Source organism: Nakamurella sp. (assembly GCF_048594475.1).
GTDB lineage: Bacteria > Actinomycetota > Actinomycetes > Mycobacteriales > Nakamurellaceae > Nakamurella.
The window spans coordinates 1-8596 of record NZ_JBMDXT010000543.1; the positions used below are offsets into that span (position 1 = coordinate 1).

General features: G+C 69.9%; 5 protein-coding genes. 3 read left to right on the plus strand and 2 right to left on the minus strand.

What is annotated here, in order from left to right; translation table 11 throughout:
• Positions 1–115 precede the first annotated feature (115 nt).
• Both ACOJUF_RS24505 and ACOJUF_RS24510 read right to left on the minus strand, forming a co-directional pair.
• Positions 116–1357: a GNAT family N-acetyltransferase gene (locus ACOJUF_RS24505; protein WP_420124420.1), complete on the minus strand. Its 1242-nt coding sequence runs from the start codon at positions 1355–1357 to the stop codon at positions 116–118.
• 81 nt (positions 1358–1438) lie between these two features.
• Positions 1439–2656, minus strand: coding sequence for a pyrophosphate--fructose-6-phosphate 1-phosphotransferase (locus tag ACOJUF_RS24510; protein ID WP_420124424.1), 1218 nt, complete (start codon positions 2654–2656; stop codon positions 1439–1441).
• Positions 2657–3432: 776 nt separating this feature from the next.
• Here ACOJUF_RS24510 and ACOJUF_RS24515 point away from each other — a divergent pair.
• From ACOJUF_RS24515 to ACOJUF_RS24525, 3 genes are all read left to right on the plus strand, one after another.
• The gene (locus ACOJUF_RS24515; protein WP_420124421.1) at positions 3433–5157 is read left to right on the plus strand and encodes a glycosyltransferase; all 1725 of its coding nucleotides are present in this window, start codon (positions 3433–3435) and stop codon (positions 5155–5157) included.
• A 152-nt stretch (positions 5158–5309) separates the two neighbouring features.
• On the plus strand, positions 5310–6032 hold the full coding sequence (locus ACOJUF_RS24520; RefSeq protein ID WP_420124422.1) for an HlyD family efflux transporter periplasmic adaptor subunit: 723 nt from the start codon (positions 5310–5312) through the stop codon (positions 6030–6032).
• 92 nt (positions 6033–6124) lie between these two features.
• Complete coding sequence (locus ACOJUF_RS24525) at positions 6125–8248, plus strand: glycosyl hydrolase (RefSeq protein WP_420124423.1); 2124 nt, start codon at positions 6125–6127, stop codon at positions 8246–8248.
• Positions 8249–8596 lie beyond the last annotated feature (348 nt).

Below are 8596 nucleotides of genomic sequence, written 5' to 3' on the forward strand. Positions count from 1 at the left end.
TGGGGTGGGTTCCACCCCGCCAGCATTCCAGGCGCGCGGCCGGGAGGGGCGGTCGGCAGGCGCCGCGGGCCGACCGAAGGTCGCTCCGGCCCGGCGCGCCGGCGGGGGAGCGGGGTCAGAAACCCTCGGGGCACCAGGGCGCGACCGGGGTGGACAACGCCAGGCCCAGCCGGCGGGCCGCATCCGCCGAGCCGGACACCGCGCCGGCCGCGACGAGCCGGCCCAGCGGGGTACCGCCCAGGAAACACGCCCCCAGCTCGCGCGCGTGCATCCGCAGCTCGGCGGCGGCCCCGGTGCGGGTCGCCCGGCCGCCGTCCGGGCCCACCTCCAGCCGCCAGGTCCCGGCGTTCCAGGGGCACAGATCGTCCTCGATCGCGACGTCCACGGTCGTGCCCACCGCGTAGGACCGCAGAGGCACGGCCCGCTCCAGATCGACGATCCGCAGCCAGACGTGGTCGTGCGGGGTCAGCGTCAGCGACCGCCGATCGGCCAGCAGGTCCTGCAGCGGGTCGTCGGGCCAGCCCAGGGGGTACTCGACCCGGCCCGTGAGGTCCAGATCGAGCACGAACCGCCAGAGCGAGGCGTGGGCGACGCCGGTGGCCGCGATCAGGTCCGTCACGACCACCGTCCACGTCTCGTCCCGGCCCACCCAGGACGGCCGGACCCGGTAGCCCACGACGCCGTCCGGGTGCATGGCCCACCGCCGCTCGGACAGGCCACGGCGCTGGAACTCGTGCTCGGCGAACCGGGTGTGCCAGGTGCCGTCCGGCCGGCTCAGATGGCCGGGGGTGGCCGGGGCGACGCGGTCCCACAGGGCGCGGGCCCGGGCGGACGCGACCTCCGTCGAGCAGGCTCGCACCGGTTCCACGGGCACCGAGGCCGCGAACGGCGCGCCGTGGGGAAGCCGCAGCTCGGCGGCGTCGATCGCCCGCCCGTACCCGTACCGGCCGTAGATCACGCCCTCACTGGCCGTCAGGACGGCCACCGGCTCGCCCGCGGTCGCGTGCAGGCCGTGCAACTGGTCGCGCATCAGTGCGGACAGGATGCCGCGCCGCCGCCAGCCGGCCCGCACCGCGACGAACGTGACGGCGGCGACCGGGTGCGGGTGGCCGCCGGGGAAGGTCATCGCCTTGGGCAGGACGGCCGCGGACCCGACCAGCAGTTCGTCGTGGTCCGGATCCCGGACCCCGGTGAGCCGGGCGCCGGCCAGCATCGGGCGGGCGATCCCGTCCAGGAAATCGTCGGGGGGATCGATGTGGAAGGCGGCGTTGTCGAGGCGGAACAGGTCGGGCAGGTCGGCCTCACCCAGCGGCCGGACGGTCCAGAGTCGGAACTCAATCCGGCCACTGTGCCGCACCCGCCGCGCCGGCGCCGGTGATTTTCCGGCGACCGGCGGCGGGCGGGATCGAACGGGCGGACCGGCCGCCGGTCCCGCGGATCAGTGCGTGGCCGGCGTCCGCGGCTGGCCGATCTTGTCCAGCAGCTGGACGAACTCGGCGTTGTCGATGTCGTAGGGCTTGCCGCCCTTGATCCGGTCGAACTCGACGGCCCGCAGCTGGTCGCCCTGCTCCTCGTCGTGCCCGACGACGCCGGAGATGCCGCGGAGCGCGCAGCCGACGGCGTAGTCGGTCATCGACTTGATGAGCAGCAGGTCGGTGTCGTCGGCGCGGGCGGACCGGGCGAAGTAGCCGGACTTCTGGACGAGCACCTTCTCCGCGCCGAGCCGTCCGGCGAATTGCTTGGCGAACCACTGGCCCGGGTTGATCTGGTCCAGCTTGACGTGCCCGAACGGGTCCCGGGGGATGTCCTCGCCGGCCGCTTCCATCTCGGCGACGATGCTGTCCACCCCGGCGCCCTCGGACAGGAAGATGGTCACGTTGCCCACGGTGTCCATCACCTGCCGCAGCCGGGTCGCCTCCGCCTCGAGGTCGAACGTCGCCTCCGGCACGTAGACGGCGTGGATGTTCCACGCGTCGCGGGACAGCCCGAACTCGGGCAGCCAGCGCTGGGTCGACAGCCACCGGTCGTAGGCCTGCGCGGTGGCGGCCGTCAGCCAGCCGCAGTGCCGGCCCATGATCTCGTGCACGATCAGCATGCGGGAGTTGGCGTTGTGCTCGGCCACGACGTTGCGGGCGAACAGCGCGCCCTGCTCGGCCGCCGTCCAGGCGCCGAGCGAGTGCCTGATCGGCACGATGTCGTTGTCGATCGTCTTGGGCAGCCCGACGACGGTCAGGTCGTAGCCGTTCTCCTTCAGGAACCGGGCCAGGTCCGCCGCGGTGGTGGCGGTGTCGTCGCCCCCGATCGTGTGCAGGACGTCGACCCCGTCCTCGACGAGCCGGTTGGCGGCGACCTCGAGCGGGTTCTGCCCCTCGGTGATCAGGCCCCGCTTGAGCAGGTCCTTGGTGTTGGTCAGCTTGACGCGGGAGTTGCCCAGTGGCGAGCCGCCGAACTCGTGCAGCAGCGCGGCCCGGGCCCGAACGGCCGGCGTGACGGCCAGGAAGTCCTTGGCCAGCAGCCCCTGGTAGCCGTGCCGGTACCCGATGATGTCGACCTCGGGGACGAGCTGGGAGTACCGGTTGATCAATCCGCCGACGGCCGCGGACAGGCAGGGGGCGAAGCCGCCGGCGGTGAGCAGCGCGACCTTGCGCATGGTGATCGGGACCTTCCTGGAACGCTGTCGAGCGGGACCGATACAGCGTAGGACCGCCCGGGCGCGGCCGGTGGCCGGGTCCGGCGGGCCGCGCGGGCGGGCGCCGGCGGCGGGCCCGGGCGCGGAACCGGCCAGGAACGGACCCGGAATCGGCCCGGAACCGGCCCGGAATCGGCCCGGAACCGTTGGGGAATGGGCTCGGAATCGGTGGGGAATGGGCTCGGAACCGAAGGGGAATGGGCCCGGAACCGGTGGGGAATCGGCCCGGAATGGGCCCGATGGCCCGACGGAGCCAAAGGACGCCGGGTCCGGCGAACGGTTGTCGGACGCCCGGTGTGACCACCGTCATAGGCCAAACGACCCAGTCCGGGTGATGCGTCCGGCTCGACCCGACCGGGCCGTGTTTGCCCTGCTGGGGCGGCAATAGTGACTGACGGTTTGCGTGGCAGACAACGCAGCGGTCATCGAAGCGTGAACTCGACCACGTTGACCACGTCTTGATCGATCCAGCAGACTGTTCACAGATCACCGGACGTGCATTGACGGTCACGACCGAGGGTCACACAGAGTGAAAGTCACGAGCGTTCGTCGCGGAACGCCGGATCGATGCGGGCGAGCTGACATCGCCAGGGCATTGCGGCCCGAGGGGTGCATCGATCGTTCGAGAACCTCCGTTGCCCACCTGCCGGAGACCAGAAGACCCCGCTCACCTGCCGAGCCGTCCCGATCTCTTCCATTGGAGGAGTGCTCACACCATGTCCCTGAACGAAGATCAAAACGAAATGCTTGCGCCGGAGTCCGGCGTCCGCGAGTCCGACGACCGCCGCCGCGGCGCCCGTGACTCACCCTCGCTGATGATGCTGGTGCTCGTCGCCACCATCGGCGTGCTTCTCTACACGACCTTCCTGTTCGACTTCTCGAACCGTGGCAACTGGATCCCCTACCTGATGGTGCTGGCGGCCGAGTCCGTCATCATCCTGCAGGCCCTGATCGCGCTGTGGACCATCCTGTCCAGCGGGCACAACCCGCGCGGCTACCGCTTCCACAACGCGCAGAACCGGATCTACGGGCCCGACCACAAGACCATCGAGCCGGGCACCGACCTGACGGCCCTGCCGATGTACCTGCACGAGTCGCCCGTCGAGCTCGACGTGTACATCACGACGTACGGCGAGGACCTGGCCACCGTGCGCCGGACCGTGACCGCCGCGCTGGCGATGCACGGCAAGCACAACACCTACATCCTCGACGACGGCAAGTCCGACGACGTCCGCGCGCTGGCCGCCGAGCTGGGCGCCGAGTACATCGTCCGTGAGGGCAACAAGGGCGCCAAGGCCGGCAACATCAACAACGCGCTGACCGTGACGACCGGCGAGTACTTCGTCGTGCTCGACGCCGACTTCGTGCCCAAGGAAGACTTCCTCTACCAGACCGTGCCGTTCTTCGCCGAGGCGAACGTCGCCTTCGTGCAGACGCCGCAGGCCTACGGGAACCTGCACAACCTGATCTCCCGCGGCGCCGGCTACATGCAGTCCGTCTTCTACCGGTTCATCCAGCCGGGCAAGAACCGGTTCAACGCCGCGTTCTGCGTCGGCACCAACGTGATCTACCGCCGCACGGCCATCGAGTCGATCGGCGGCATCTACGAGCAGTCCAAGTCCGAGGACGTCTGGACCTCGATCAAGCTGCACGAGAGCGGCTGGAAGACGGTCTACATCTCCACCGTGCTGGCCGTGGGCGACACCCCCGAGACCATCGAGGCCTACACCAAGCAGCAGCAGCGCTGGGCGACCGGTGGCTTCGAGATCCTGCTCAAGAGCAACCCGTTCTCGCGCAAGCGCAAGCTGACCCTGGACCAGCGGCTGCAGTACTTCGGCACCGCGACGTTCTACCTGATCGGCATCGCGCCCGGCATCCTGCTGCTGGTCCCGCCGCTGCAGATCTACTTCGGCCTGGCGCCGATCAACTCGGGCGTCAGCTTCGGTACCTGGCTGCTGTACTACGCCGGCTTCTACTTCATGCAGGTCGTCGTCGCGCTGTACACCATCGGTTCGTTCCGGTGGGAGACCCTGATGCTGGCCGCCGCGTCCTTCCCGATCTACGGCAAGGCGCTGGTCAACGCGGTCTTCGGCAAGGACACCAAGTGGCACGTGACCGGGGCCCAGCGTCGCAAGGCCTCGCCGTTCAACTTCATCACCCAGCAGCTGATGGCCTTCGTCTTCCTGGCGATCACCTCCGTGGTCGGCATCTGGCAGGCCATGACGGTCAGCGCCTTCACCCTGGCCCTGCTGTGGAACCTGCTGAACACCTTCGTGCTGGGTGCCTTCGTGGTGACCGCGTTCCGCGAGAGCCGGCACAACCGGCGCGAGGAGAAGGGCCTGCCGCCCAAGGGCAGCGCCAAGGTCGCGGCCGAGGCCGCCGCCCGGGCCGCCAGCAACGCACAGATCGGTTCGGGCCTGTCCGAGCGGACCTACGAGGGTCTGCCCCCGGTCGCCGCGGCCCGCTGACCCACGATCCCGTCAGGACGACGAGGTCCGTTCGGCGCCGGTGACGGCCGGCGCGCAGCACCGCATCACCCCAACCGAAATGTCCCTGGTGTGCCCTCGGGCCACCCCTGGATCCGGCTCGCCGGGTCCGCGATAGCACAGGAGTCACCCACATGTCTTGGCGCAAGCGAATCGGTCTGGCCCTCGGCCTGCTGTCCGTGCTGGTCCTGGCGGCCGGCCTGACCATGGTCGTCAACTACAACAGCGGCAAGGTGGAGAGCAAGTCCGCCTCTCTGGCCGCGTCCGACTACCCGGTCGGCACCGACTACTCCGGCACCATCACCGCCCAGTACGTCAAGGTCGGCGACCAGGTCCAGGCCGGTCAGCCGCTGTTCGAGGTCGAGTCGGCCAACCTGCAGCGTGACCTGGCCCAGGGCCTGGTCAACAAGGACAACCTGACCCACGAGGTCAAGGACGACAAGACCCTGGTCATCACCGCCACCAACGCCGGCCAGGTCGACGAGATCAACTACGCCCAGGGCGCCTTCGTCCCGGCCAACTCGACCATCGCCACCGTCCAGGAGGCCGGCACGATGTACGTCGAGGCCGACTTCCTGCTCTCGGCCAAGGACTTCACCCGGATCCCGTCCGGGGCGAGCGTCGACGTCGTGCTGCCGAACAACCAGCAGGTCTCGGCCACCGTGCAGCAGCTGCAGGTCCGCACCGACGACGGCCAGGCCCGCACCACGATCCGTGCCTACAGCGACGAGCTGGCCAACGGCACCGGCCTGTTCACGGTCGGTACCCCGGTCCAGGCCACCCTGCACCTGACCAACGACGGCGTGGTCACCGACGTGACCAACACCGTGACCGGCTGGTTCGGCCAGAACACCTGACGGCCCACCGGGTGCGCCGGAGGTCCGGCCCACCGGCCGCCGCCGGCGCACCCGCCCCCGTCCGCCGACCGATACGACACCCACTGGATGAGATGACTATCAACCGAAACGACCGACACTCGATCTCAGCAACCGGCACCGCCCGCCCGGCCCGCACCGTCCGCTCAGCCTTCGTCAAGCCGATCCTGTTCGTCGCCGGCGCCGCGCTGGTCGCCGGTTGCACCGCGACCGGCGGCAGCGAGACCGGCTCGACCACGGCCACCGGCGCCGGCGGCAGCAGCACCGCGGCCGCGGCATCGCCCGCGGACATCACCGCCGATCTGGCGGCGATGACCAAGAAGGACGTCGCCAAGATCGCGCCGACCAGGTTGGCCGACGGCCTCGTGCCGCCGACCAACCGGTGGTTCACCGGTCTGGTGTTCGGCGATCAGCCGCAGCCGGTCTTCCCGATGCCGCTGTCCGCCGCGCTGACCGACCAGGGCTTCGCGCTCGGCCTGCCGAACGTGACGGCGTCCGAGAAGACGATCATGGGCGGGAACAACCCGCAGATCCAGGTCCCGCTCGGCGCGGCATCGATGAAGGTCACCGCTTACGACACGCTGTCGGTCACCTCGACCTACTCCGACGCCGGCGGCAAGACCCTCGGTTCGGTCATCCTGGTGCAGGGCTCGCCGTTCGTCACCTACACGGCGGCGGCGGACCAGAGCATCGCCCTGGAGCCGATCTTCAAGAGCACGTCGACCGCGAACACGTTCACCACGACCGTCGACGGCCATGAGTACGGCCTGGTGGTCGGCAACGGCGCGACCGTGGACGACGCCGGCAAGGTCACCCTGCCGGCAGGCTCGACGATGACGCTCTACGGCGCCCCCGACGGCGGCACCGTCGAGTCCCTCGCGGCGCTGGCGGCCGACCCGGTCGTGAGCACCTCCGTCGACCACGCCGTCAACGGCGACACGGTCAGCACCACGCTCAAGTACGTCACCGCGAACGGCGGCGACACCGCGATCGTCCCGATGGCCGGACAAGCCGTGGACGGCGGCGACGGCGACACGTCCAAGGGCACCGGGACCTACGCCAGCATCTACGGCACGATGGACCTGTACACCGGATCCTCGCTGACCACCACGGCGCCGGTCACCGAGCCCTCCTCGGAGCTCGACCTGTCGGAGCTGTCGGACGAGGACAAGACCGCCCTGATCGAACAGATCAAGACCGACACCGCGTCGATCGATTTCGCGGCGTCCGCGACCGACACCTACTTCGGCGGCAAGATGCTCTACCGCGCGGCGAACCTGCTGACGCTGGCCGAGCAGTTGGGCGTCACCGACGCCGCGACGACGCTGCGGACCGGGATCACCGGCGAGCTGGACAAGTGGCTGAACCCGGCCGGCTGCCAGACCGCCGCCACCAAGTGCTTCGTGTACGACGAGAACATCAAGTCGATGATCGGTCTGGAGGCCTCGTTCGGCTCCGACGAGCTCAACGACCACCACTTCCACTACGGCTACATCCTGTACGCGGCCGCCGTCGTCGCCAAGGGCGATGCCGCGCTGGTCGAGAAGTGGGCGCCGGTCGCCGATCTGCTGGCGGCCGACATCGCCTCCGCGCAGGCGACGGCGGACTTCCCGCAGTACCGGAACTTCGATCCGTACTCCGGTCACGCCTGGGCGTCGGGTTCCAGCCCGTTCGCCGACGGCAACAACCAGGAGTCCAGCAGCGAGTCGGTCAACGCCTGGAACGCACTGGCGCTCTGGGAGCAGGTCCGCGGCAACACCGATCTGTACAACCAGGCGGTCTGGATGATGAGCGTCGAGGCCAACTCGGCCAAGCTCTACTGGACCAACACCGACCTGTCGGAGTTCCCGGCGTTCACCCACAAGATCGCGGCCCTGAACTGGGGCGGCAAGCGGGACTACGCCACCTGGTTCAGCCCGGAGCCCGGCGCGATGCTGGGGATCCAGCTGATCCCGATGGGGTCGTACTCGACGTACCTGGCCGGCGATGCCGACCGGATCAAGGCGAACCTGGCCGAGGCGGCCCAGGGCGGGTACGGCGTCCAGTTCGGCGAGTACATGGTCCAGTACCTGGCGTTGGCCGACCCGGCCGCCGCCCGGTCCGAGCTGGCGAACCTGCCGGCCGAGATCGACAACGGGACCACCAAGTCGTACGTGATGGCCTACGTGTTTTCGCGGGGCGACGCGTCCGGTTCCTGACGGCGGCGCTCGACGCCAGTAGTACCGATCATTCAACCAAGGCCTCACCCCCCGGCGACTGGACCGTCAACCCGCCGGCCGGGAGGTGAGTGGGGGAGCCTCGGTCGCCCCGGTCTCTAGGGACAGGGCCGGGGCGACCGCGGTGAAGCGTCCCTGTGCAGGGATGGTACTCACCGGCGGTCTTCGGAGCGCGAAATAAGCACCTCCACCAATCGACGACGGCCCGGCCCTGATCCCCGGGACCGGCCGGGGGCGGCTGTCCGGCCGCCGCCGGCCCCTCGGCGAGACCGGGTACAGGCCCGGCCGGGCCTGCCGGCTCCCCCCGTCGCCGCACACCCTGGGCGCGTG

What these genes read in the sequence shown, in the direction of transcription:
- ACOJUF_RS24520 (WP_420124422.1), top strand. Translation starts at nt 5,310, where the DNA reads ATGTCTTGGCGCAAGCGAATCGGTCTGGCCCTCGGCCTGCTGTCCGTG.
- ACOJUF_RS24525 (WP_420124423.1), top strand. Translation starts at nt 6,125, where the DNA reads ATGACTATCAACCGAAACGACCGACACTCGATCTCAGCAACCGGCACC.
- ACOJUF_RS24515 (WP_420124421.1), top strand. Translation starts at nt 3,433, where the DNA reads ATGCTTGCGCCGGAGTCCGGCGTCCGCGAGTCCGACGACCGCCGCCGC.